Source organism: Chryseobacterium soldanellicola, assembly GCF_900100115.1.
In the GTDB taxonomy this organism is placed as follows: Bacteria; Bacteroidota; Bacteroidia; order Flavobacteriales; family Weeksellaceae; genus Chryseobacterium; species Chryseobacterium soldanellicola.
Map to the genome: position 1 here is coordinate 393219 of NZ_FNKL01000001.1, position 21947 is coordinate 415165.

20 protein-coding genes are annotated in these 21947 nt (G+C 35.4%); 11 read left to right on the forward strand and 9 right to left on the reverse strand.

Annotation, left to right across the window (positions count from 1 at the left end):
• Positions 1 to 40: 40 nt before the first annotated feature.
• Positions 41 to 1147 carry an NAD(P)/FAD-dependent oxidoreductase gene (locus BLT04_RS01670; protein ID WP_089753048.1) on the reverse strand — a complete coding sequence of 369 codons (1107 nt, stop codon included), beginning with the start codon at positions 1145 to 1147 and terminating at the stop codon, positions 41 to 43.
• A 126-nt stretch (positions 1148 to 1273) separates the two neighbouring features.
• Entirely contained in the window at positions 1274 to 2635 is a 1362-nt protein-coding gene (locus BLT04_RS01675) for an AAA family ATPase (protein WP_089753050.1), read from the reverse strand.
• Between the two features lie 202 nt (positions 2636 to 2837).
• Here BLT04_RS01675 and BLT04_RS01680 point away from each other — a divergent pair, with 202 nt between their 5' ends.
• On the forward strand, positions 2838 to 3749 hold the full coding sequence (locus BLT04_RS01680; protein ID WP_089753052.1) for an ABC transporter ATP-binding protein: 912 nt from the start codon (positions 2838 to 2840) through the stop codon (positions 3747 to 3749).
• Positions 3742 to 4581, forward strand: coding sequence for an ABC transporter permease (locus tag BLT04_RS01685; RefSeq protein ID WP_089753055.1), 840 nt, complete (start codon positions 3742 to 3744; stop codon positions 4579 to 4581). The genes BLT04_RS01680 and BLT04_RS01685 overlap by 8 nt, the downstream gene beginning before the upstream one ends.
• 154 nt (positions 4582 to 4735) lie before the next feature.
• Here BLT04_RS01685 and msrB read toward each other — a convergent pair whose 3' ends face one another.
• From msrB to BLT04_RS01705, 4 genes are all read right to left on the reverse strand, one after another.
• Entirely contained in the window at positions 4736 to 5836 is a 1101-nt protein-coding gene (gene msrB / locus BLT04_RS01690; protein WP_089754181.1) for a peptide-methionine (R)-S-oxide reductase MsrB, read from the reverse strand.
• 20 nt (positions 5837 to 5856) lie between these two features.
• Positions 5857 to 6309 (reverse strand): DUF417 family protein, encoded by a 453-nt coding sequence (locus BLT04_RS01695; protein ID WP_089753057.1) that lies wholly within the window; start codon positions 6307 to 6309, stop codon positions 5857 to 5859.
• Positions 6310 to 6388: 79 nt separating this feature from the next.
• Positions 6389 to 6640, reverse strand: coding sequence for a hypothetical protein (locus BLT04_RS01700; protein ID WP_228421886.1), 252 nt, complete (start codon positions 6638 to 6640; stop codon positions 6389 to 6391).
• 33 nt (positions 6641 to 6673) lie between these two features.
• Entirely contained in the window at positions 6674 to 7225 is a 552-nt protein-coding gene (locus BLT04_RS01705; protein ID WP_089753061.1) for a sigma-70 family RNA polymerase sigma factor, read from the reverse strand.
• Positions 7226 to 7981: 756 nt separating this feature from the next.
• Between BLT04_RS01705 and alaS the strand changes: the two genes are divergently transcribed.
• From alaS to BLT04_RS01735, 5 genes are all read left to right on the forward strand, one after another.
• Positions 7982 to 10585, forward strand: coding sequence for an alanine--tRNA ligase (gene alaS / locus BLT04_RS01715; protein WP_089753065.1), 2604 nt, complete (start codon positions 7982 to 7984; stop codon positions 10583 to 10585).
• A gap of 80 nt (positions 10586 to 10665) precedes the next feature.
• Positions 10666 to 11418 carry a hypothetical protein gene (locus BLT04_RS01720; protein ID WP_139166200.1) on the forward strand — a complete coding sequence of 251 codons (753 nt, stop codon included), beginning with the start codon at positions 10666 to 10668 and terminating at the stop codon, positions 11416 to 11418.
• Complete coding sequence (locus BLT04_RS01725) at positions 11418 to 12101, forward strand: hypothetical protein (RefSeq protein WP_089753069.1); 684 nt, start codon at positions 11418 to 11420, stop codon at positions 12099 to 12101. The genes BLT04_RS01720 and BLT04_RS01725 overlap by 1 nt, the downstream gene beginning before the upstream one ends.
• A gap of 131 nt (positions 12102 to 12232) precedes the next feature.
• On the forward strand, positions 12233 to 14662 hold the full coding sequence (locus BLT04_RS01730; protein WP_089753071.1) for a DUF5686 family protein: 2430 nt from the start codon (positions 12233 to 12235) through the stop codon (positions 14660 to 14662).
• An 11-nt stretch (positions 14663 to 14673) separates the two neighbouring features.
• Positions 14674 to 14910, forward strand: a complete 237-nt coding sequence (locus tag BLT04_RS01735; RefSeq protein WP_089753073.1) for a hypothetical protein — start codon at positions 14674 to 14676, stop codon at positions 14908 to 14910.
• 27 nt (positions 14911 to 14937) lie between these two features.
• On the opposite strand, the gene folP is transcribed toward BLT04_RS01735, so the two are convergent.
• Positions 14938 to 15822, reverse strand: a complete 885-nt coding sequence (gene folP / locus BLT04_RS01740; RefSeq protein ID WP_449384764.1) for a dihydropteroate synthase — start codon at positions 15820 to 15822, stop codon at positions 14938 to 14940.
• Positions 15823 to 16079: 257 nt separating this feature from the next.
• Here folP and BLT04_RS01745 point away from each other — a divergent pair, with 257 nt between their 5' ends.
• From BLT04_RS01745 to tpiA, 4 genes are all read left to right on the forward strand, one after another.
• Positions 16080 to 16646, forward strand: a complete 567-nt coding sequence (locus tag BLT04_RS01745; RefSeq protein WP_089753076.1) for a DUF1599 domain-containing protein — start codon at positions 16080 to 16082, stop codon at positions 16644 to 16646.
• 1 nt (position 16647) lies between these two features.
• Complete coding sequence (locus tag BLT04_RS01750) at positions 16648 to 17778, forward strand: BT_3928 family protein (RefSeq protein WP_089753078.1); 1131 nt, start codon at positions 16648 to 16650, stop codon at positions 17776 to 17778.
• A 77-nt stretch (positions 17779 to 17855) separates the two neighbouring features.
• Positions 17856 to 18203 carry a tellurite resistance TerB family protein gene (locus tag BLT04_RS01755; protein WP_089753080.1) on the forward strand — a complete coding sequence of 116 codons (348 nt, stop codon included), beginning with the start codon at positions 17856 to 17858 and terminating at the stop codon, positions 18201 to 18203.
• Between the two features lie 96 nt (positions 18204 to 18299).
• Entirely contained in the window at positions 18300 to 19058 is a 759-nt protein-coding gene (tpiA, locus tag BLT04_RS01760) for a triose-phosphate isomerase (RefSeq protein ID WP_089753082.1), read from the forward strand.
• A gap of 172 nt (positions 19059 to 19230) precedes the next feature.
• On the opposite strand, the gene BLT04_RS01765 is transcribed toward tpiA, so the two are convergent.
• Both BLT04_RS01765 and clpP read right to left on the reverse strand, forming a co-directional pair.
• Complete coding sequence (locus BLT04_RS01765; protein WP_089753083.1) at positions 19231 to 20490, reverse strand: esterase-like activity of phytase family protein; 1260 nt, start codon at positions 20488 to 20490, stop codon at positions 19231 to 19233.
• 722 nt (positions 20491 to 21212) lie between these two features.
• A complete protein-coding gene (gene clpP / locus BLT04_RS01775) occupies positions 21213 to 21902 on the reverse strand; it encodes an ATP-dependent Clp endopeptidase proteolytic subunit ClpP (RefSeq protein WP_089753087.1) in 690 nt (229 codons plus the stop codon).
• Between the last annotated feature and the right edge of the window lie 45 nt (positions 21903 to 21947).

Here is a 21947-nt window from a genome sequence, read left to right on the forward strand (position 1 = left end):
CCACGAATTTCCATAGATCCTTATCATTACAAGGTTTAATTTAAATCATTTTCATAACAGCCTCCCCAATTTTCGGAGCCAGCGCAACTCCCATTCCCGATAATCGTACAGCACAAAACTGTCGCTCAGAAAGCTGTTTTACAATCGGAGTTTTTTCAGAGCCCATCGCCATAATTCCTGACCAGCGGAGGGAAATTGTAAATTGCTGATCGGGTAAAATTACTTCCTTTAAAAAATTTTCTAAATGATTTTGTAAAAACTCTGTCGTTTGAAAAGATGTTGTTTCTTCTGTTTTAAAATCCTGATTTCTTCCACCACCCAATAAAATTCTGTTTCCAAGATTTCTGAAATAATAAAATCCTTCATCATAATGGAAAGTTCCTTTTATTTTTAAATTTTCAATCGATTCGGTTAAAATAATTTGTCCGCGGGCAGGAATAATTTCTTCTTTATCTAAAAATTTTGCACTGAAAGCATTCGTACAATGAATAATCTGATCAGAATGAATTGAAAGATCTTCCGAAAGCTGAACTTCAATTTTTTCTGAATTTTCAACAACGTTTATAACTTCTGTTGCGAAAAGAAACTCAACTTTTAATTCGTGACATTTTTCTAACAATTTCTGTAATAATTTTCCCGAATGAAGGCTTCCTTCGCAAGGGTTTTCAATTAAATATTCAGATTTTCCCAATCCGAATTCTTTTAATTTCTGCTGATTTAAAGAATATGTTTTATCAATTCCGGTAACGGATTTTAATTTTTCATTAACTTCATCAATCTTCTGCAAAGACTGGTCATTATTGAGAATTTCATAGCCTCCGTTCAAATCAAAATCAATTTCTGAGCTTTTAAAATACTGTTGGATTTTCTGTAATCCTTCAAACCTCATCTTTACCAGAGCCAGTGTTTTTTCCCAGCCCATTTTTTCAGAATCGGCAATAATTTCCGTAAGACTTCCAAAACACGCAAAACCGGCATTTCTCGTCGAAGCGCCCAACGGAATAGAATTTCTTTCAATAATTAAAACTGATTTTTCAGGATATTTCTCTTTAATGGAAATGGCAGTCCACAGCCCGGTAAAACCACTTCCGATAATGATTATATTCCGTTTTCTGTAGAATGTTTCAAGCTCCCAAATGCTGTTCATGGATAATGAGTAATTTTGTGAATTGTAAATCGTCAATTAGCTGCACTTGTGAATTTTTACTTTCGTGAAATCATTAACAATTGACTTGCAGAGCAAAATTTACAAGTACAGCAAATTCACCCCAGATTACCCCTGGCTTCGCCCTTCTTCGCCTTCATTATGGTGAAAACCTATTTCTCTTGGCGGTTCTTCAACGATTCTGTAATTATCCAATTCTTTTTTTAAAGCCTGAATTCTATATTGAAAATCATCATAATTATTAACAATAGCATCGCTTAAAAACTTAGCAATCTGATCCAGATATTCTTCTGTAAGCTTTCCGCCGGCATCTCTCAACGCCCTGGTTAAAAGGTTCTGATCGATTTTAAGATTTTCATTTTTTGTTTTCTGATACTGGTTTTTAATTCTTTTTTTAAGGCTTTGGGTAAAATCGATCAACATCGTATTGCTGAAAACCTTCATTTGTGAAGAAATTTCCTGCCAGAAAGGGATTTTATCAGCCTTATTATTTTTAAGTATTTTAAAGAGTAAAGAATCCGGCTGTAAATCTTTCGTCATGGCATATAAAATGATTTCCGATCTTTCAGAAGCATTCGGCGGGAAAACAGGAATCATCACATCAAATCTTCCGGGAGCCAGAATTTCTTCATCAATTTCTGATACAGAATTTGCAGAACCGACCATCAAAAGGTCTTCTTTTTCAAATCTTCCGATATGGTGAAGAATGATCTCCTGGGTCTCAAGATTGCAGGAAGCAACATCAGTTTCGGCATTTCTCTGTTTCATAATTTCATCAAAATCATCCAGAAAAAGGAGAACTTTATCTTCATTCATCATCGTTACTAGAAAGTCATTGAAATTGGTCTTATTTCCGTCTACGAAAGACGTTCCGAGATAATGCTTTTTGACTTCTTTAAATTGATAATTAATGATTTCCGCGATTTTATTAGCCCAAAAAATCTTTCCGCTTCCGGGAGGCCCGTACAGGATAATTCCCGCAGGCTTGCTGATTCCCCAGTCTTTGATCTGCTGCGGATTTAAAAACGGTTCCAAAACACCGGAAATATAGAAAAACAAGTCTCTGTACCCTATAAAATCTCTGTGCTGAAGGCTGGTTTTATGCCCGAAATAATCGTAAACAAACTGATAATTCCCGCCTAATTTATTGTCGATCCCATAACTTGAAATAGAAGATTTAAAAAATCCGTTATCAAAAATATTAGGATTAATTTCTTTGATGGCTTTTTCTACTTTTTCCTTTGGCTGGCTGATCGTTTCAGCAATTTGTTCTACGCTTTTACTTTTATCAAGATCTTTTTCATAAAGCTTTAAAAAGTCTATATTTTCGCGGGCAAATTTTTCAAAATCCGGCTTTAAATCAAAACTTGTGCTCATACAAGCACCAAGATCAAGGTCAAAATCCTGAATAAACTGTTTTAAAGCTTCTGCCGAAACATGTAATTCTTTTGCCAAATCAATTAACTTCATAACTACCGATTAATTCTATCAAATTTAGTATTTAAAATACGAATGAGCAATACCTTATAGGCTGTAAGCTATAAGCTTTAGGCAGTAAGCTAAAAAAATTCACAGATTCACAATTCACAATTTATAATTCACAATTCACAATTCATAACTTTTTGTAACATTTCATAATTTATATAGACTACTACTATGTAAAACAAATTACATGGAAAAAATCTTATCAGTAAAGAATTTAACTAAAAAATTCAAGCGGGTTGCTGTAAACAATATTTCTTTTGATGTAGAAAAAGGAAATGTTTACGGGCTTTTGGGTCCTAACGGAAGCGGAAAATCCACCACTTTCGGGATGTTGCTTTCAACCATCAATCCTACAAGCGGAGACTGGTTTTGGTTCGGTAAAAAAGGCACTGACTCCGAAACGTTGAAAAAAATAGGGGCCATTATCGAACAACCGAATTTTTACCCTTATTTAAGCGCTGAAGTCAACCTGAAAATTGTAGCCGAAATCAAGGACACTCCTTACTCGAGAATCGAAGAAGTCCTGAAAATTGTCGGGCTTTACGAGAGGAGAAAAGATACTTTCAAAACTTATTCTTTAGGGATGAAACAACGTCTTGCGATCGCTTCTGCGATGCTGAATAATCCTGAAGTTCTGATCTTAGACGAACCCACAAACGGGCTTGATCCTGAGGGAATTATCCAGATCAGGGACATCATTACAAATATTGCCAAACAAGGCATTACCATTATCATTGCAAGCCACCTTTTGGATGAAATTGAAAAAATCTGCAGCCATGTCATTGTATTAAAAGAAGGAACCGCAATTTTCTCAGGAAGAGTTGATGAAATGACCAGCAATAAAGGATATTTTGAATTAAAAGCTGATAATAACAACCAACTTTTAACTGCTTTGGAAGAGTTAAACTGGTTTTCTTCCGTAAAGCTTGAAGGAGATTTTATTAAAGCCCATATCAGTGACAAAGTTTCTGTTTCGGCCTCAAATCTGAACCAAAAACTGGTCGAAAAAGGTATTTTCCTGTCTCATCTGAATAAGAAAAAACAATCGCTTGAAACTCAATTTCTTGAACTTGTAAAAAACACGAATAATCATGCTTAAATTATTAAAACTAGAATATTATAAAAATCTGAATTACAGACCATTCAAGGTTTTTACGATCCTTTATTTTGCTATTTTGATAGCCCTGCTTTTTATTGGACTGGTTGATATCAATATTTTCGGAAATCCGATTAATTTAAAACAACAGGGAATTTATAATTTTCCTGAAATCTGGAATTTTACGACCTATATTGTTGCTTTATTGAAAATTTTCTTAGGATTAATCATTGTTTTTTCGATTTCGCAGGAATTTACTAACAGAATGTTTAAACAGAATACTATTGACGGTTTAAGCAGAAAAGAATTTATCGGTTCAAAACTTTTGACAATCACGATTTTTACGGTTGTTTCTACTGTGCTTGTTTTTATTATCACCTTATTTTTAGGATATAATTATTCAAAAACAACAGATTCTGAACTGATTTTCAGGGAAATATTTTTTATCGGAAATTATTTTGTAAAGCTTTTTGCATTTTTCTGTTTTCTGATGTTTCTTTCCGTTTTGCTGAGAAAATCGGTCTTCGTTTTTCTTGCATTCTTCGTTTACTGGATCTTTGAAGGGATTTTAAAGACAGTGGAAAGGATTGTAACGGGACCCAATCTAAATCTCGATCAGGCAAAAGCACATGATTCATTTTATTTTACCAAACTTTTACCGCTAGAAAGCATGTCAAACCTCATCCCTAATCCGATGTTAAGACTGAATATGGCGAAAATGATCGGCCTTAAATATGAATTTCATTATCCGACTGAAAGCATGATTGCCTGTATTATCTGGTGCGGAATTTTCATTTTCGGATCTTACTGGATTCTGAAAAAGAGAGATTGGTAGGATAAGATTAAATATTAAAAGATTAAAAGATTAAAAAATTTAATATTAGAAATTAAAGTGGTTCCTTGGAATCACTTTTTTTGTTTTGATCAATTTAACCCACAATTTTTAATTAAAAATAAAAAAGGCTGCCTTTCGACAACCTTTCTTTCACTTACTTTTTATCCAGCAGAGAAATATATTCTCCATATCCTTTTTTCTCCATTTCAGCCTTCGGGATAAACTTTAAGGAGGCACTGTTGATACAGTAACGAAGTCCACCTTTATCTGCCGGGCCGTCATTGAAAACGTGTCCCAAATGGGCATCTCCGGTTTTACTTCTTACCTCAACCCTTGTCATTCCGACTGATCTGTCTAATTTTTCATCGATCAGTTTTTTAGTAATCGGTTTTGAAAAACTTGGCCATCCGCAACCTGATTCAAATTTATCTGTTGAAATAAATAATGGCTCACCAGTTGTGATATCTACATAAATTCCTTCTCTGGTTTCGTCCCAATATTCATTTTTGAAAGGCATTTCAGTAGCATTTTCCTGAGTAACTTTATATTGTTCTGGAGTCAGTTTTTCCTTTAAAACTTTTTTATCCTGTTTCTGATATTTTGTTTCGCTTTTCTTTGGGAGCGGGTTGGCATTTCTGGCCATTTCAAAAAGTCCCGGTTCGATGTGGCAATATCCGCCCGGATTTTTATCCAGATAATCCTGATGATAATCTTCAGCTCTGTAGAAATTCTTCAACGGAATGGTTTCTACCACAACCGGTTTATCATAATTTTTGGCTAATTTTTCAACTTCTGCTTTGATAACTGCCTCTGTAGCTTTATCTGTAGAATAAATTCCTGTTCTATACTGATCTCCTCTGTCATTTCCTTGCTTGTTTAAGCTTGTAGGATCGATTGTTTTAAAATAAAGATCAATAAGCAGTTTTAAATCAACCTGTTCCGGATCATATTTCACTTTTACGGTTTCCGCAAAACCCGTTGTGTGACTTACTACTTCTTCATATGTCGGATTTTGTTTGTTTCCGTTGGCATATCCCACTTCAGTTCCCACTACTCCGCGTACCTGTTGAAAAAAATGCTCTGTTCCCCAAAAACATCCACCTGCAAAATAAACTTCTTTTACATTTCTACTGTCCATAATTGTCTCATTTTCTTTTTCTTTTGTTGCTACTTTTTGTTTATTAAAAAAACCTGATTTTGTAGCAAATACTGCAATGCCCAGCACAATCCCGAGCAATATTAATATGTTTCTCATTTTTACCTTATTATTTTTATTCATTTTTTATCATTTTGAAATATCATTAATCCGAATCCTAAAAGCACTATATCTTTTAAAATAAAGAAGTCTGTTACCTGCAGTCCGTCCACCACTTTCCAGATTCCGGGAGTTGTAAACAGATAACTCAAAGTAGTAAGGAAAGTCACGATCATTCCGATGGCTGCATATCGTCTTAAGAATGCAAATTTCACACTAAACAGGAGAAGTAGAGCAATGATAATTTCTATCACTCCGATAGCATTTGACACAGCCTGAACGCTTACAAAATCATATACGAAAAAAGTGAGAAAATGGTTTTCTACCAGGTTTTTTATAGCGGCTGCTTCGGTGGGAGTAAATTTGAAGATCCCGATCCAGAGCAAAATAAGTGATGCGCCAAAAAGCGAAATATAATACCCGAGTTTATAGCTGGGATTTTGTTGGCTGATTTGTGATGCAGTTCCATTCATGACTTAAGATTTTGAATTAATACTTTATTATTTTCAAAAGTATAGTCGGCGCTATTTCAAAATCCTGACAAAGTTTTTTTTAAATATCTAAATTTTTAATTACTTTATCTTTAAATCCCTGAATTTCAGAATGATTAATTTCAATATTTTCTTTTTGAGAAAGTTTTCTTTTTAAAATATCATCTAAAATTTCCAGCTTTTCTTTATAAGCGCGGCACCATTTGCAGATCTTTAAATGCAGAGAAAGCTTCCAGTTCTCTTTTGAAGAAATGTTTTCGGCATTGCGTTTTTCCATGAGTAAAGTCGCTTCACTGCACGGTAAAAAGATCATATGTATAATTTTAGCTAACATTTTAATTCATTGCTATTTTGTAAACCAGTTAAGTTCCAGACACTCTCTGAGCTGCATTCGGCTCCTTTGGAGAATCTTCCAAAGATTAGTCGTAGAAACATTCAATTCCTGACTCACTTCCGGCGCTTTTTTTTCCTGAAGATAGTACATTTTCATGGGAATCTTCCATCTGGAGGGCAAATCTTCAATACAATCTTCCAATGTTTTATTAAAATTTTCATCATCCAAAAGCTCCGTTTCCTTGTTGAAAGCATCCCAGTCATTTAAAATATCTTTATCTTTCCATGATCCGTTTTCATCAAAAAAATGATCAAGCCTGATTTCCGGTTCGGATTTGTATTTTTTACGGTAAAAATCAGAAACCTTATAATTAAGAATGGTGTAAAGCCATGTTAAAGGTTTACTTTTTCCTTCAAAAGATTCATACGACGAAAAAGCAGCAATAAAAACCTCCTGTACAACATCTTCCGCCTCTGTTTTATCCGAAAGCAGATAAACGGCTCTTCTCAGCAATGGCTCGGAGTATTGTTCTATCCAACTTTTCAGGGTTTCATTTTTCGTCATGTTAAAACTTTATCTTTTCAGATTGTAACGAAGATAATAAGTTAAAGGGAAAGGTGCAAAGTTTTGTTTACCATATTATAAACATCCTGTTTGTCATCCAAAAAGGATCTCAATAATAGTATTAGAAAACTAATTTAAGTCATTGCGAACAGACTGAAGGTCTGCGAATGCAGTTCAGAAGCAACGAAGCAATCTATTCAGATTTAAGAGTTAAATATACATTATCATTATCCACAGAGCTTGTCATTCTGTAGGAATCTAGACAATGATTTTCACAATCCAATCTCTACAAAATTAGTTTGGATTCCTACAGAATGACAAAGTGGCGGTTATGTCATACTGTTGAAGAAACGACTGCAACCCTAGCCACGATTGCAGCATTGTTTGAGCTCATTTTTTTATTTTCGGCGGCGGCAAAGCCGCCGCCGAAAATAAAAAATAGCGAGTGCGGAAAGCGGGAAAAAGCTTCAAATAAAAATAAAACAGCTTTTCGATGTAATCAAATTGCTCCTTAAAAATAAAATAAGAATTACAATTCGACGAAGTCAAATAGCTTCTAAAAAGAAATGAAGTTGCAAGAGGATGTTGGAAGTTTATATGATTGAGAATAATAGATTTCCACTTATCGAAATGACGATATTCAAACTACAAGTCTACAAATAGCTTAAAACGTAAAACTATGTTTTTACATTGCTTTAAAAACATTAAATTTGCATCTTATCAAAAATTTGTAAAAAAGCAAGCAATACATATACTATGACATCACAAGAGATACGTCAAAAATTTTTAGATTATTTTAAAAGTAAAGGCCACCTTATCGTTCCTTCGGCTCCAATTGTGCTGAAAGACGACCCTACCTTAATGTTTTCCAACTCCGGAATGACGCAGTTCAAGGATTTTTTCTTAGGCTACAAAACGCCTACCGCCCCAAGAATTGCCGATACACAGAAGTGTCTGAGAGTTTCAGGGAAGCATAATGACTTGGATGATGTAGGTAGAGATACTTACCACCACACCATGTTTGAGATGTTGGGGAACTGGTCTTTTGGTGATTATTTTAAAAAAGATGCTATTGCTTTTGCCTGGGAATTATTGACGGAAGTTTACGGAATTCCGAAAGAAAACCTGTATGTAACGATTTTTGAAGGAGACGCTTCCGAGAATCTTGAAAGAGATCAGGATGCTTATGACTTCTGGAAATCTCACATTTCTGAAGACAGAATTATCAACGGAAATAAGAAAGATAATTTCTGGGAAATGGGTGAAAGCGGACCTTGCGGACCGTGTTCTGAAATCCATGTTGACTTGAGAACTCCAGAAGAAAAAGCTAAAGTTTCAGGATTGGAATTGGTGAACAACGACCATCCACAGGTTGTTGAGGTCTGGAATCTAGTTTTCATGGAATTCAACAGAAAAGCTGACAAATCGTTGGAAAAACTTCCTCAACAGCACGTTGATACAGGAATGGGCTTCGAGCGTCTTTGTATGGCGCTTCAGGGGAAATCTTCCAATTATGACACAGACGTTTTCACACCGTTGATTGCTAAAGTTGAAGAACTTTCAGGTAAAAAATATACAGGAATTTTAGAGGACGAAAAAGATATTGCCATCCGTGTTGTGGTGGATCACATCAGAGCAGTTTCATTTGCGATCGCAGACGGACAATTGCCTTCAAACGGAGGCGCCGGTTATGTAATCAGAAGAATTTTAAGAAGAGGAATTTCTTATTCTTACAGATTTTTGGATATGAAAGAACCTTTCCTTTTTGAATTGGTTGCTGTTCTAAAAAATCAGATGGGACCATTTTTCCCGGAATTGGAAAAACAAGGAAAATTAGTAACTGAAGTAATTAAAAGTGAAGAAGAATCATTCTTAAAAACCATTGAAAACGGGTTGATCAGAGTTGAAAAATTAATTCAGCAAACAATTGAAAGCAACTCAAAGGTTTTACCAAGTGAAGAAGTTTTCGAATTATATGATACATACGGTTTCCCGGATGATTTAACAAGAATTATCGCAGAGGAAAAAGGGTTGACCATTGATGAAGCAGGATTTAATGCAGAAATGGAAAAGCAAAAACTTCGTTCAAAAGCTGATTCTGCTCAAAAAGTATATGATTGGGTAACATTAGAAGAAAGAGACGAAAACTTCGTTGGTTACGATCAAATCGAAGCTGAAACCTACATTACAAGATACAGAAAAGTAGAAAATAAAGACGGTGAATTTTATCAGGTTGTGTTGAGCAACTCTCCTTTCTACCCTGAAGGTGGTGGACAGGTTGGTGATAAAGGCGTTCTTGAAAATGCTGTTGAAAGTTTCGAAGTATTAGAAACAAAAAAGGAAAACGGATTGATTATTTCTTTAATCAATGGTCTTCCAAAAGATGCCGGAGCACTTTTTTATGCTAAAGTAAATGCAACAGAAAGAAAAAATTCTCAGGCAAATCACTCGGTGACTCACTTGTTACATGAGGCTTTGAGAGAGGTTTTAGGAACTCACGTTGAACAGAAAGGTTCTTACGTTGGTCCTGATTATCTGCGTTTTGACTTCTCTCATTTCAATAAAATGACGGAGGAAGAATTGGCTTTGGTTGAAGAAAAAGTGAATGCAAAAATCAAAGAAAGCATTGCTTTACAGGAATTCAGAAATATCCCGATCCAGGAAGCAATTGACAAAGGTGCAATGGCTTTGTTCGGTGAAAAATATGGTGACAGCGTAAGAATGATCCAGTTTGGAAGCTCAAAAGAACTTTGTGGTGGAACTCACGTGAAAAATACGATTGAAATCGGTCATTTCAAAATCACTTCCGAAAGCTCTGCAGCAGCAGGAATCAGAAGGATTGAAGCGATTTCAGGAGATAAATCTGATGAATATTTCAAAGGTTTAGAAAAGCAAATTACAGAGCTTTCTCAATTGTTGAAATCTAAAGACGTTGTAAGATCCATCGAGAAATTAATCGAAGAAAACGCTTCTTTAAAAACAGAAATCGAAGCTTTCAAAAAAGAAAAAGCAAAAGGCGAAATCGGCGACTGGAAAAATGCTTATGAGCAAAAAGGCGACAAACAGCTTTTAGTGAAGAAAACCTCTCTGGACGCGGGTTCCGTGAAAGACATCGTCTTCCAGTTGAAGAAAGAAATTCCGACTTCTGTGACGATCATTCTGTCCAATGCAGACGACAAACCGATGATCACGGTTGGGGTTTCTGACGATTTGGCATCAAGCTATCAGGCCGGAGCTATCGTTAAAGATTTAGCCAAAGAAATCCAAGGCGGAGGTGGCGGAAACCCAGGTTTTGCAACTGCGGGAGGTAAAAATCTTGACGGTTTAGAAAATGCTTATCAGAAAGCCTTAAATATTTAATTAAAAATCAATTTATAATTAAAAAATTAAACAGAGACTTTCGGGTTTCTGTTTTTTTATTATCTTTCAAAAAAATTATCATGAAAAAACTCTTAATTATTTGTTTTACGTCTATTTTATTATTGTCTTGCCAATCAAAAAGTGATAAAATTCACAGTTTTGTTGATATGTATAACAGATCTTCATCAATGATGACAAATTATATGATAAAATCAACCAAAGCAATTCCTACAGGTCCGGATGAAATTACCATTGAGGTCAATACTGCGAATCAGGGAACGGACGAGCTGGAAAGCGGGCTTATTACTTCATCATTTCCGGAACTTATCGGACAGGCAATTAAAAGTGAGAAATTAGGACAGGAATTACTTGACAGCGGCGTAAAATTTAACCTAAAAATATACAGCGCAGACGGAAAAGTAATCGCCAACGAAGCTATTGACAAAAATAAGCTGAAAGGCAATGCCCCGGAGGATTTAAAAGCCATTACATCAGGCAATGCCTCTACTTCTCAGCTGAATTCCGTTCTGGAAGTTTTCAATAAAAACCTCCCGATGGAAGATAAAGCTACAGGAACAAAAATCATGAGCATAAAAGCTGATGAAAACAACAATATCGTTTATACAAACGAAGTTCCGGACAGCTATAAAACAATGCTTGAAGTAGATGGCGCAGAACAGATCATAAAGGATGAAATGTTGAGAATGCCGCAAATCAGAGAAATATTTTCCAAAACAGAAGTCCTTGGCGTAAGAAATCTTAAATACATTTACACAGACAAAAAAGGAAAAGTCATTAAAGAAATTACAATCACGAAAGAAGACTTAAAATAATGGATAACAAACCCGTTTGGAGAACAATTCTGAGCGTTGCTTTCGGTCTTTTTGCGTTGGTCAGGCTTGCTTTGACATGTAACAAAATGTCTGATAATTCCTCTTCAGATAATTATCAGACACAATCTTATAACCGTATGAGCTCTGCCATTGAAGCAAGCAAAAACAATTATCAAAATAATATTCAGAATATATCAAATGATATTTTTTATGAAAGCTACGACAGCATCAGTAAGCTCGGCGATTCTGAAATGGCAATTTATCATATCAAAAAAGTGAAAAAAGACACCCTTTTACCATTGGATCTTACCGCAAAAATAAATGTTGACGCCAACAGTTATATTCAAAAAAATTACGATGATTCATTAAAGCTTGCGGTAAAACTGCCCGACAATACGTCTATTTTTATGCACAGCTATGAAGCTAACAGCGGTGATGCCCTGGAAAATCTAAAAGCTTTAAAAAAGAAAAAAGGCATCCAGAATATTGCATTAAAAATGGATGAGCCCAATTCTAAATTTGTAAGCTACAATTACAGACAGAACGGCAAAAAATACAACGGCTATGCACTGATCTCAAAAGAAGACAGGCAGTACACCTCCATAGAATTTGAAAATAATAAGCTCTCGAAAGACGAGCTTGAAATGAAGACATTCCTGTTCTTGGCACAACTTACAAAATAAAAAACGCCCGAAAATTTCCGGGTGTTTTTTATTGATTATTAAAATTTTCTGTTAAAAATCACATCAATATCTATGGTTAAAACTTTCTTGGAAACAATAAAAATTTACTACTTTTGACGTAGTTTTTTTACATGAAAAGGGTTTTACTGTTTATATTTTTTCTGATGTTTATTTTTGGTTTTTCACAATCAAAAATAAAAGTGGTAGACGATGCTGATAAAACTCCTGTTTCCGGCGCCAAAGTCTTTTGCAATGATATGCTTTTAGGCGAAACAGACGCTCAGGGTGTTCTGGAATTTAAAACAAAATGCCGGAGTATTACCGTAGAAGCCAATAAATTCCAAAAAGAAACCTCATTGGTAGAAAGCAATATGACGGTTTCTTTACTTAAAAAATCTTCAAAAACAACCTCGATTGAAGAAATCATCATTCAGGATAAAAGTGACCCGAGAGCATTGGAAATTCTGAAAAAAGTCAATCAGTTATTCAAAGAAAACAGTCCGAAAAGCCTTCCGTCTTATACTTATAAGTCATATGAAAAGATTTCTTTGGACATTGATGAAGACAGCATTTCTCAGTTCACCGAATTTTTTGAGAATAGTGATCTTTTTAAAAAGAAAAGAAAAAAAGATTCGTTAAATAATATTTCTGCACGAAAAATATTTTCCAACAGTAAATTATTCCTTTGGGAAAGAGCCCAGGAATTTCTATACTCAAAAAAGTTTGGCGAAAAGATCAATATCCTGGACAACAGGATTTCGGGGCTTAAACAGCCCATTTACGAAATGATCGCCCTTCAGCAAAGCAACAGAGACAAAATCCCGAATCAGATCAAACAGGAAAACAGAGGTCTTTACAGATTTTTTCTTACCGATACGATCGAGCTTGACGGAAGAAAAAATTTCGTCATCCGTTTCCGTGAAGTGAATTATAAAAAACCCGATAAAAAAAGAAAATACAACGGCGCTATTTATATTGACACTGAAACTTACGGGATTAAAAAAATCGAAAATTTCAGCAAAACAAAAAACGACGGAATCATTACCAGCACATGGATTTTTTACAACAGCAAGTGGTTCCTTGCTCATGAAAAGGTAAAGCTTAAAATGAGCAATATGGCGATGGAAGAAGAAGAAAAAGATAAGAAAAATCTATCTGAAGAAGAAAGGAAACAGGAAAGAAAAGACAAAAAAAGTTTCGGAACGTATGCTTTTCTTACCTCTAAATATTTTGATTTTCAATCCCCTGTCGAGGAAAATGCCAGCGATTTCAAAGGCTATACGTTCGCAGTAAAAAATGCAGACGGAAAGACTTTAGACCAATACAGAACCGAGCCCTTAACCGCGCGGGAAAAAAACACCTACACGACCATAGACAGTCTCGGAAAAATTTATAATATTGACAGCAAAGCAAGGGTTTTAACAGGATTAATTAACGGGCAGATCCGAGTGGGAGCTGTGGATTTCGCAGTTGATGAAATCGTGAATTATAACTTATATGAAGGCTTCCGGGTTGGCTTAAAAGCTAAATTAAATGAAACTTTCAACCCTTATATTTCACCCGATTATTATTTTGCCTACGGTTTTAAAGACGACAGATGGAAATACGGAGTAGGGCTTGATATTAAGACAACTTTAGATAAAAACGAATTTTTCCGTGTTGAATATTACAATGATGTAACCTCATCAGGTGAATTTTACAGACGGCTCTGGAATTTCAAAATGAGAATGATGAATTACGGAAATAACATCAACAACGACAAATATTTCCACTACAGAGGTGCTTCCGTTTCTTATCTGAATGACATCAGCAACGGTCTTACCCTGGTTTTTGCGGCAAAAAGAAACTATGAAGAAGCCATGTTTGATTATCAGTTTAAAAACAAAGGTCCGGCTTTTGAAAATTTCAATACCTTATTTACTCTAAAATATTCTCCGAATTCTACCAATATCATGACGCCTCAAGGAAAATCGATTATTGACCAGAAATATCCCGAGCTGTATTTTAATTATGAGCAGAGCTTTAAAGTCTTCGGCGGAGATTTTAACTATACCCGATTTGATGCGCTTTTTGTGCATAATTTTAAGTCCATGCTCGGAACCACAGGCGTGAGATTGTATGGCGGAATGGTTTTCGGGGACGCCCCGATCTGGAAAAATTTCACGATGAACGGGTTGGCTTCTCCCAAAAGAGATTTTAACTTTAACCTTACTTCATTTCTTGGATTTGCAACGCTGGAAGGTGGAAAATTTTATAATGATAAATTTATCGCCTATTACCTGACCCATAAACTTCCCTGGTATTTTAAAAGCTTCGGGCAGAATATTTCTAGCTTTGACTTCGTTTTACGAGGAACGATCGGTGATATGACGCATCCGGAATACCATCAGTTCCAGTTCAGAAAGCTGGATCATTTATATCAGGAAGTTGGCTTAGAATGGACGAATTTTCTTTCCAGCTATTTTAATTTAGGATTATTTTACAGAGTCGGGTACTACACTACTCCGAATTTTAAACAAAACTTTGCGATTCAGTTTAAACTTAAATTATTAGAATTTTAACGTATAATACAATGAAAACAATACAAATAAAAGCAGAACAGTTTTTTGAATTATTAAGACTAAAAGACACCCCGATGTGGGAAATTTTTGCACAAATGATTGACGGAGAAGAAAAAGAAATTATTTTTTTAGACAACGAAGACAAAATACTTTTCAATTATATTTTACCTTCAAATCCGGAAAAATTAGAGGAAGACAGAAAAGAATTTTCAAAACAGTTTTCAGAAAAACTGGCTCATTTTAATTAATATTTATCATAAAGCCAAACCCGTATTTTAGTTAGAAATAGAGTTTAAAAAATTATCTAGAGTTATTTTTGCTTCCGCAACATCATGTACCCTTAAAATTTTGGCGCCTTGCTTCAAAACTTTCATGTGCAGCTTTTGTGTTTCTTCATTAATGTCTAACGCCGATTTTCCTAATGGTTTATAAATGAAAGATTTTCTTGAAATTCCAATCAACAGAGGAAATTTTTCAAAACCTAAAAATTTTACCTCATCAATCATTTTCATCTGGTCTTCCACCGTTTTTCCAAACCCGAAACCAGGATCAAGAATAATATCATTGACGCCTTTTTGTAAAAGCTCATTGGTTTTCTGAGAAAAATACCCGTTTTCAGCCAAAATAATATCATCAAATTTCAACTTTTTATGCATCGTTTCATATGATGAATTTACGTGCATTAAAATATACGGAAGCCTTGTTTCTGCGACTGTATCAAACATTTTTCGATCATATTGTCCGCCCGAAATATCATTAATAATGTCAATTCCTTCATTAAAGCCGAATTTCACCGTTTCAGCATAAAAAGTATCCAAAGAAATCAATGCTTCCGGAAATTCTTTTTTAATTGATGAAATTACATTGGCCAACCTTGAAATTTCCTCTTCACTACTCAGAAATTCAGCATTCGGACGGGTAGATTGCGGCCCGACATCAATGATTTCTGCGCCTTCATTCAATAATTTTCCGGCATGTTTTAACGCTGATTTTTCATCATTAAATTTCCCGCCGTCTGAAAAAGAATCCGGAGTAAGATTCAGGATTCCCATGATTTTAGGAATCGTTAAATCAACTAATCTTCCGTTGCAGTTGATGGTGTGTGAGGGTTTGGGTATCGGAGGGTTTGAGGATTTGAGAGTTTGAGAGTTTGAGAGCATGCAAGTTGGGTTGTAATTTTAAATCTATTTATTTATTGAAATACTTCCAATAGCTTTACAAAGATAAAAACTATAAATTATCAATTCAAAATATAAAAACAAATTCTTCTTAAACTCTAAAACACTCCGACTCTAAAACACTCAAACTCGCAAACCCTAAAAACGCTCAAACCTTTTCACTGTCAAACCCTAAAACTCTCCTACCCCAATCCCTCTCAAACACAAAATTTCGTATATTTGAAAGATTAAGAGAATTTATGTCAGAAACATCAGTACAGTTCGGAAAAGTTATTGGTCAGTGTCGCGAATTATTCAGTAAAAAACTACAGGATTACGGCGCGGCCTGGAGGGTTTTAAGACCAAGCTCGATTACAGACCAGATTTATATTAAAGTCAACAGAATCCGCACGTTACAGATGACCGACAAAAAAATGGTGGACGAAAGTGAAGAAGACGAATTTATCGCGATCGTAAACTATTCAATCATCGGGCTCATTCAGCTTGAAAAAGGCTTTTCCAATGATTTTAACGAAAATAAAGAAGAGATTTTAAGTCTTTACGATAAATATTCCTCCGAAGCTCAAGCTTTAATGGAAAGAAAAAACCATGATTACGGCGAGGCCTGGAGAGATATGAGAATTTCTTCTATTACAGATTTAATTTATCAGAAGGTTTTAAGAACAAAACAAATTGAAGATAATCAAGGTGTTACCATTGCTTCCGAAGGGTTGGATGCCAATTATTTTGATATGCTGAATTATGCCGTTTTCTGCCTGATAAAATTCTCCGAGAAACAAGATAAGTTCGAACCCAAAACTATTTAATATGAAAGGTTTATTATTTTTTATAAAAGAATTATTACGTTTAGCTGTTGCTGTAATTTTTATTTTATCCGGCTTTGTAAAAGCGGTTGATTTGGTTGGCTTTTCTTTCAAAATGGAAGAATATTTTTCACCTGCCGTTTTCAATATGCCTTTCTTTGAAAAGTTTGCTTTATTGTTTTCGATTATCGTAGTCGTTCTGGAGCTTTTGCTTGGTTTTATGCTTTTACTAAAGCTGAAACTTAAGTTTACCCTTTCGGCATTAATTACGCTTTGTATATTCTTCGGCTTCCTTACGTTCTATTCGGCGTACTTCAATGTGGTAACGGATTGCGGATGTTTTGGGGATGCTATAAAATTTACACCTTGGCAGAGTTTCCTTAAAGATATTATCCTTTTAGTCGGGCTCATTATTGTGTTTATCCTTTACAGAAAAGACTTTAAGAAAAAAGATGCTTACAGCTACAGCGGTGAAAAAGATTCTTCAGGCAAGTTTAAATATATTCTTTTAGGCGTATTTTCTGTAGCAATGATCTACATTATGGCTCATGGGATTATTCAGGAGCCTGTTATTGATTTCCGTGATTATAAAATCGGGACAGATCTTAAAGCTGAAAAGGAAAAAATTAATAAAAACCCATCAGAATACAAAACTTTTTACTCTTTAAAAAATCAAAAAACAGGTGAAGTTTTAAAAGTAAACCAAGACGATTATATTAAAAAAACAGAATATTGGGCAGAAGGCTCACCCTGGAAAATTGAGGACGGCAAAAATGAATCTGTTTTGGTGAAAGAAGGCTATAAATCGGAAATCGTGAAGTTCAAAATTGAAGATCCGACCGGGCTTGAAGTGACCGAACAGGTAATCAACGCACCGAAAGCTATTCTGATCTTTTCTTATCATCCGAAAGAGGTTTCACCTGAATTAATTCAAAAAATTGAGGCTAAAGCCAAAACCGAAAAAGGAGCATTGGTTTACGGAGTTTCAACCGATCCGAATACTTTTAAAACTATTAAAAATATGATGATGGATGGGACTGCTATCAAAACTATTGCAAGAAGCAATCCTTTTGTTTTAATTTTACAAAACGGAAAAATTGTAGATAAATTTCCTGCAAAAGACTATGTTAAGTAGCCAATTGTGAATGGTCAATTGTAAATTTAAATCAATAAAAACATTAAATACTCAACTTTAAAACTATAAATTTAATAATGCAAAAATCAAATAAATCTATCGCCGGTTACCATCTCTTAATGATTCTTTCATCTGTAGACGGAGAATTTGCACCTGAAGAAGGAATGCTTGTTCAGCAATATTTGGCAGATGAATTTCCTTTCAAAATGGATTTGGATAATGAGCTTGAAGTGATCGCTTTGCTTCAGCCGGAAGAATGGAAAGGTCATTTTGAATTTCATGCTCAATGTTTCTTTGATGATTCTACGGAACAAGAGCGCCTGAATTTTATTCAGTTTGCTAAAACGCTGATCAAAGCTGACAATATTGTTACCGACGAAGAGCATACTTTTTATACTCTTTTGAAAAACCTTTGGAAAATATAATTAATTGAGAAATTGGATATTAGACGTTAGAAATTAGCTTAAACTTGTGTATTCTAACTTCTAGCTTTTAATCTCTAACTTTTAAAATAAAAATCTATGAGAAGAAAAATAGTTGCAGGAAACTGGAAAATGAACAAAAATGTAATTGATGCCCAACAATTAATGGTTCAATTACTAAGCTATAAAAACAATCACGCGACGAACTGTGAAGTTTGGATCGCACCGCCTTCTTTATATTTAATGATGGCAAAAGATATCTTCGAAAAAGATGAGATCGGCGTATTTTCCCAGGATATGAGCGAGCATGAAAGCGGAGCTTATACAGGAGAAATTTCTGCAGATATGCTGGAATCCATCGATGCGACAGGTTCTCTGATCGGGCACTCTGAAAGAAGACAATATCACGGCGAAACAGATTCTCACTGCAACAGAAAAGTAAAACTGGCTTTAGATAAAGGTTTAATTCCTGTTTACTGTAACGGTGAAACTTTGGAGCAAAGAAAAGCAGGACAGCATTTTGAAGTGGTAAAAAATCAAACTGAAGTAGCTCTTTTCACGCTTTCTGCAGAAGAAATTAAAAAAGTGGTCATCGCTTACGAACCCGTTTGGGCGATCGGAACCGGTGAAACCGCGACTCCTGAACAGGCTCAGGAAATTCATGCTCATATCAGAAGCATCATTGCTGCAAAATACGGACAGGAAGTGGCTGACGAAGTTTCTATTCTTTATGGAGGTTCTGTAAAGCCGGACAATGCAAAGGAAATTTTCTCACAACCAGATATTGACGGTGGTCTGATCGGCGGAGCGGCTTTAAAATTAGAGGATTTTTCTAAAATTATTGAAGGTTTCAATTAATTTGAATTAAAATATTTATATAAAGATCGTCGTTGGACGATCTTTTTTATGTTTTGGCTAAAGCCAATATTGGAAAACTATTTTTTAAACGGGCTAAAGCCCGCTCCTATTGATACAAATAAAAAACAAAAGCGGCGGCATCTCCGATGCCGCCGCTTTTTACAAAATCTAATTATTGAATATCGACTATATACATTGTTCCTTTATCCTGTTTCCCTGTTTTAGGCAGAATTTTGGTCTTCGGATTTCCGTTTCCGTCATCTGCAACCCCAAAATCATCATCATTAAAAACAGCCAGCTTGTTATTTCCTAAATATACAATTCCTTCGAATTTATCGTGTTCATACCCTATTTTTGCAACCAGATCAACGGCCAGCGTTTTTGTAACAGCTTTGTAACCGGCAGTGGTAATTTCATCCCAGGTACACTGTTCAAGGGCTTTATTATTGATTTTTAATCCGTCAACTGCGGTAAGATCTGCTCCACTTACGTCTGAAGCACCTGAAAGATTAATTCTGTAGACTTTTTTAAGTCCGCCAAGAGACCCGAAATTTCCGTCCCTTTCAATGACTAAAAATTCGGTGTTGCTGATTGGTGTAATGTCACAAACAGAATCAGAAGCACCGCCGTCCTGTTTATATAAATATTGTTTGGTCTGACCTGTTGCAAGATCGAAGGTTACAATTCTTGTTAATGTTGTATTTGTTGCCAAAGCCTTTGTCGGAACATACATCATTGACTGCATCGTACCTACCAGCATTTTTCCGTCCGGCGTCATGCACATTCCTTCCATTCCTCTGTTAGGTCTTCTTTTTCCGAAAACGGCAGGAAGCTTTCTCGTTCCGGTATTCACACCGATCGGACTGATTCTTTCCAATTCAACGCCATCAGCATTGTAATGAACAATGTGCGGACCGTATTCATCAGAAACCCAAAATGTACCGTCTGGTGCGGCAACAATACTTTCGCTGTCTAAGCCATAATTATCCGTTCCTAAAATACTTCCGTCAGCAGCATATGCAATTTCCCCTGTACTTCCCATTCCGACTGGGTTTGGAAGACCAGTAATCGGCTGTCCTGAAGGGTTTTTAAGCTTAATATATTTAATAACTTCAATATTTCCTTCTGCATTGATCTTAAAATGCATAATGGTCGGTGTAAAATTAGGAACCAGAATCTTGATTCCATTTTGATAGGCTACATTCGGGCCACGGTCTGTAATGGCGTAAAATTCACCTTTCTGAGTCGGATGCGCTGTAGCTCCCGAACCAAAACCTCCGTTGATTATATCTACCCCGTTTAAAGTTGTCAGTTTTGAGAAAGGAAGTTCCTGTGGAAGTTTAGAATAATCGATATTTTGAATATTGTTGTCATCATTATTACAAGCAGCCAAGGCTATGATGGCAAAAACAGATACTAAGACTTTTTTCATAATTACTTTTATGGCTGCGAAAGTAAATATTGAATGTAAACTGATCTTGAATAGAATAATAAATGTGTTTTAAATCTTTTCTGTTACAATTATTAATTACTTATATTTTTCAGAAGCTTTTTCCCGCTTTCCGTTGCAATCTTTTTTTTCAAAAAAGGATTTTCACTGTAATCGGGGCTAGGGTTTTTTCAGGTATTTCAACGGCACAACATTACCATCCACTTTGTCATTCCGTAGGAATCCAGGCTTATTTTGTAGAGATCGAATGGTGAAAATTTGGTCTGTTAGCAATGATGGTCCTAATACGATGTTGAGATCCTTTGACTATGTCGAACCTAAAGGTTTCAGCGTGACAAACTGCGGGTTAAATTGGCTGTGTAGATAAGGTTGAATTGGCTGTGAAAGATTGAATTAAAGACAAAAACCCTTAGCCCAGATAGAAACGGTTACCCCACAGCAGGCGAAGGAAAAAGCGGCTGCGCGAGGAGTAAAAGTGGATAGCTGGAAAAAGCTTCAAATAAAAAAAATAAAATAGCTTTTCGATGCAATCAAAAAGCTTTTGAAAAATTTAAGTAATTAATAATTGATAATGATCGTAATTTTTGAGATTTGAGATTCTTCCTTCGTCAGAATGACAAACTGATGTAAATGGGATTTTTCTTATGCTATAAAACAAAAAAACGCGCCAAAATTGGCGCGTTTTTATTATTCTTTAAAGAAAATTATTTTTTCTCTTTAGAAGATCTCTGTAAAACTTCATCTACCATTCCGAAGTCTTTTGCTTCAGTAGAGGTCATCCAGTAATCTCTGTCAGACGCTTTTTCTACCCATTCGTACGTTTGTCCGGAATGTTCAGAAATAATGTCATATAATTCTTTTTTCAGCTTCAACATCTCTCTTAAATTGATCTCCATATCAGAAGCTACCCCCTGTGCACCTCCTGAAGGCTGGTGAATCATTACTCTTGAGTGCTTAAGCGCAGAACGCTTGCCTTTTTCACCTGCAACCAACAAGACAGCACCCATGGAAGCCGCAATACCAGTACAGATTGTCGCTACATCAGGCTTAATGATCTGCATCGTGTCATAAATTCCCAATCCTGCGTAAACGCTGCCACCAGGTGAGTTGATGTAAATCTGAATATCTTTTGAAGGATCTGCACTTTCTAAGAATAAAAGCTGTGCTGTTACGATATTGGCAACCTGATCGTCAATTCCTGTTCCCAGGAAAATGATTCTGTCCATCATTAAACGGGAGAAAACGTCCATCTGGGCAACGTTCATTCTTCTTTCTTCCATGATGTACGGCGTAAGATTCGTTGGACCATACATTCCCATATACTGATCGGTAGCAAGACCGCTGTTTCCTAAATGCTTTACAGAGAAATCTCTGAATTCTTTTTTAATGTCCATATTTCTATTTGTATTATTAAATATTTCGAAGTTTAAATTACAACT

What these genes read in the sequence shown, in the direction of transcription:
- BLT04_RS01670 (WP_089753048.1), bottom strand. Translation starts at nt 1,147, where the DNA reads ATGAACAGCATTTGGGAGCTTGAAACATTCTACAGAAAACGGAATATA.
- BLT04_RS01725 (WP_089753069.1), top strand. Translation starts at nt 11,418, where the DNA reads ATGGATAACAAACCCGTTTGGAGAACAATTCTGAGCGTTGCTTTCGGT.
- BLT04_RS01765 (WP_089753083.1), bottom strand. Translation starts at nt 20,490, where the DNA reads ATGAAAAAAGTCTTAGTATCTGTTTTTGCCATCATAGCCTTGGCTGCT.
- clpP (WP_089753087.1), bottom strand. Translation starts at nt 21,902, where the DNA reads ATGGACATTAAAAAAGAATTCAGAGATTTCTCTGTAAAGCATTTAGGA.
- BLT04_RS01695 (WP_089753057.1), bottom strand. Translation starts at nt 6,309, where the DNA reads ATGAATGGAACTGCATCACAAATCAGCCAACAAAATCCCAGCTATAAA.
- BLT04_RS01730 (WP_089753071.1), top strand. Translation starts at nt 12,233, where the DNA reads ATGAAAAGGGTTTTACTGTTTATATTTTTTCTGATGTTTATTTTTGGT.
- tpiA (WP_089753082.1), top strand. Translation starts at nt 18,300, where the DNA reads ATGAGAAGAAAAATAGTTGCAGGAAACTGGAAAATGAACAAAAATGTA.
- BLT04_RS01680 (WP_089753052.1), top strand. Translation starts at nt 2,838, where the DNA reads ATGGAAAAAATCTTATCAGTAAAGAATTTAACTAAAAAATTCAAGCGG.
- BLT04_RS01685 (WP_089753055.1), top strand. Translation starts at nt 3,742, where the DNA reads ATGCTTAAATTATTAAAACTAGAATATTATAAAAATCTGAATTACAGA.
- BLT04_RS01750 (WP_089753078.1), top strand. Translation starts at nt 16,648, where the DNA reads ATGAAAGGTTTATTATTTTTTATAAAAGAATTATTACGTTTAGCTGTT.
- folP (WP_449384764.1), bottom strand. Translation starts at nt 15,822, where the DNA reads ATGCTCTCAAACTCTCAAACTCTCAAATCCTCAAACCCTCCGATACCC.
- BLT04_RS01735 (WP_089753073.1), top strand. Translation starts at nt 14,674, where the DNA reads ATGAAAACAATACAAATAAAAGCAGAACAGTTTTTTGAATTATTAAGA.
- BLT04_RS01705 (WP_089753061.1), bottom strand. Translation starts at nt 7,225, where the DNA reads ATGACGAAAAATGAAACCCTGAAAAGTTGGATAGAACAATACTCCGAG.
- msrB (WP_089754181.1), bottom strand. Translation starts at nt 5,836, where the DNA reads ATGAGAAACATATTAATATTGCTCGGGATTGTGCTGGGCATTGCAGTA.
- BLT04_RS01745 (WP_089753076.1), top strand. Translation starts at nt 16,080, where the DNA reads ATGTCAGAAACATCAGTACAGTTCGGAAAAGTTATTGGTCAGTGTCGC.
- BLT04_RS01755 (WP_089753080.1), top strand. Translation starts at nt 17,856, where the DNA reads ATGCAAAAATCAAATAAATCTATCGCCGGTTACCATCTCTTAATGATT.
- BLT04_RS01720 (WP_139166200.1), top strand. Translation starts at nt 10,666, where the DNA reads ATGAAAAAACTCTTAATTATTTGTTTTACGTCTATTTTATTATTGTCT.
- BLT04_RS01675 (WP_089753050.1), bottom strand. Translation starts at nt 2,635, where the DNA reads ATGAAGTTAATTGATTTGGCAAAAGAATTACATGTTTCGGCAGAAGCT.
- alaS (WP_089753065.1), top strand. Translation starts at nt 7,982, where the DNA reads ATGACATCACAAGAGATACGTCAAAAATTTTTAGATTATTTTAAAAGT.
- BLT04_RS01700 (WP_228421886.1), bottom strand. Translation starts at nt 6,640, where the DNA reads ATGATCTTTTTACCGTGCAGTGAAGCGACTTTACTCATGGAAAAACGC.